This window comes from Mesorhizobium sp. M7A.F.Ca.CA.002.09.1.1, assembly GCF_003998555.1.
Classification (GTDB): domain Bacteria; phylum Pseudomonadota; class Alphaproteobacteria; order Rhizobiales; family Rhizobiaceae; genus Mesorhizobium; species Mesorhizobium ciceri.
This window is the reverse complement of sequence record NZ_RZRR01000787.1, coordinates 1-2,644: the sequence shown is the minus strand read 5'-3', so window position 1 is coordinate 2,644 and position 2,644 is coordinate 1. Positions and strand designations below refer to the sequence as shown.

At 58.7% G+C, this 2,644-nt stretch carries 2 protein-coding genes; both read left to right on the top strand.

Features of this window, described 5'->3' with window-relative positions; all coding sequences use genetic code 11:
• The first annotated feature begins 363 nt into the window (after positions 1-363).
• On the top strand, positions 364-1,647 hold the full coding sequence (locus tag EN994_RS26240) for a dicarboxylate/amino acid:cation symporter (protein WP_210326678.1): 1,284 nt from the start codon (positions 364-366) through the stop codon (positions 1,645-1,647).
• Between the two features lie 275 nt (positions 1,648-1,922).
• A partial coding sequence (locus EN994_RS26235) for a LacI family DNA-binding transcriptional regulator (RefSeq protein WP_127307932.1) occupies positions 1,923-2,644 on the top strand: 722 nt, incomplete at its 3' end.

Sequence of the window (2,644 nt, the reverse complement as noted above, 5' to 3'; positions counted from 1 at the left end):
GTAGGATATCCTGCAGTTTGCGCGCATTCCGTCGCAAAACTGACAAACCAAAGTCACCAAGACGACAGAGATATCGGCCGGCAGTCGATCTGCGGCAGACATCAAAGACACGGCCGCAAGGCGACCTGGTCAATTCCCTCTCTGGCGAAGCACTTCTTCAGACGCGATCTTTGGCGAGCCTTGAGTGCAAATTCCGGCAAAGGTGGAGGGTTCCAGTGCGCAACCCGCACCAATCTCGCTGGACGGGACAGGCCTCCAGTTGGCACGGCGCTTGCTCCGAGATGACAGCAGCGCTCGACCGGAGCGCAGCATGGGAGAAGGAGGAGCCCCCACCCCGATCCGGTCAGGGAGAGAGAAACGGTGTTGGTTCCAAGAGTCCCCCGCGCGATCGCAGCGCCCCGCAAGCCCCATTTTGCCCGGACCTACGTGCAGGTGCTTGCCGCCATAGTCCTGGGAGCCGCAATTGGCTACCTCTATCCGGAAACCGGCCAGAGCCTGAAGCCGCTCGGCGATGCCTTCATCAAAGTCGTCAAGATGATTATCGCACCTGTCATCTTCCTGACAATTGCGACCGGCATTGCCGGCATGAGCGATCTGCAGAAGGTCGGCCGAGTTGCCGCCAAGGCGATGGTTTATTTCCTCACCTTCTCGACACTTGCACTCGTTGTCGGACTGATTGTCGCGAATATCGTTCAACCTGGCGCCGGCCTCAACATCGATCCGGCCTCGCTCGATGTCCAAGCCGTTAAGGGCTATGTGGCCACGGCTCACGAGCAGTCCGTGACCAGCTTCCTGATGAACATCATCCCGTCAACGATTGCCAGTGCCTTCGCGGAAGGCGACATCCTGCAAGTCCTGTTCTTCTCGGTCCTGTTCGGCATTGCTTTGGCGATGACCGGAGAGACGAGCAGGCCGGTCGTTACCTTTCTCCAGGCGCTTACCGCCCCCATTTTTAAGCTCGTCGGCATTCTGATGAAGGCTGCACCCATCGGCGCCTTCGGCGCAATGGCCTTTACGATCGGCAAATACGGAATCGGTTCGGTGGCCAACCTCGCGATACTGGTCGCGACGTTCTATCTTACCGCCTTCCTCTTCGTGTTCGGGGTTCTCGGCGCGGTCTGCCGCTACAACGGCTTCTCGATCTTTTCTCTCGTCCGCTACATCAAGGACGAGCTGCTGCTTGTCCTGGCAACGTCCTCCTCGGAGGCCGCGCTGCCCTCGCTAATGGAGAAGATGGAGAAGGCCGGCGCCGCCCGTTCGGTCGTAAGTCTCGTCATCCCTACTGGATACTCATTCAATCTGGACGGTACCAATATCTACATGACGATCGCCGCCCTCTTCATCGCCCAGGCGACGAACACAGATTTGTCAATTGCCGATCAGATCCTCCTGCTGCTAATTGCGATGCTTTCCTCGAAGGGTGCGGCAGGCGTCACCGGCGCCGGCTTCATCACATTGGCCGCTACTCTCTCTGTCGTGCCGAGTGTTCCCGTTGCCGGAATGGCTCTAATTCTTGGCGTGGACCGCTTCATGTCGGAATGCCGCGCGCTGACGAATTTAGTCGGTAATGCGGTGGCATCGCTCGTTGTCGCTCGCTGGGAAGGCGAATTGGACCAGTCACGGATGGAAACCGCTTTCCGCGGTTAGGGTTACATCAAACTGGCTCCCCGCAAGCAAGATCGCAACAGCGCGACGTGTAAGTAGCGGCCTTGACACAACAGTCGAATTGCCAGCCTCCAAAGAGCGCTGGAAATAGAGTACTAACGCAGTGAGTAATACAACACCATGAAGCCCCTAAGCAAACGAACGGTTCACGGAGACTCATCTGGGTGCGCATGGAGCGCTGTTCGTCGAATGCGCTATCCGCGGGGTGGGGGAACTATTTCAGCTTGCCGCCCCAAGCCGTCGCGGGAGCGCACCGGATGATGGAGGACCGGCCGATCAGAATCGCTAGGGGAAAGCGCGTCACAATAGCCGATCTCGCCCGCGAAGCCGGAGTCAGCGTAGCAACAGTCGATCGGGTTCTGAACGTCCGCCTTCCGGTGCGAGAGGAGACCGCCCAGCGGGTCCATGCGGCCGCGCACGCGATCGGCTATCATGCTGCCGGTCTCATCAAACAGCGCTTGCAGCAGCACCTGCCGCACTACAAGCTGGGCTTCATCTTGAGAAAACCTACCCACGATTTCTACCAAGATTTCGCTCGCAAGATCGAAGAGTCGGTCAGTATGGCTAAATCCTTCCACGGCCTTCCGATCATCGAGTTCGCGCAGTCACATTTGCCGCGTGACCTGCTCCCGCTTCTTAAGGACCTTGGGAGCCGCTGCCAGGCGATCGCCATGGTGGCGGCCGATCACCCGAAAATCACAGCATCAGTCGAGGAGCTCAAGGCGAAAGGTATCCCGGTATTTTCGCTGCTATCCGACTTCGCCGATGGCGTGCGCGAGGGCTACATCGGCCTCAACAACAGCAAGGTCGGACGGACTGCCGCTTGGGTGTTTTCCAAGGCCGCAAAACGGCCCGGCAAGGTGGCGGTGTTTGTCGGAAGCCATCGCTTCCAGGCGCATGCGACGCGGGAAACGGCCTTTCGTGCGTATTTTCGTGAGAACGCGCCAAAATTCGAGGTGCTTGATGCGCTCGTGAACCT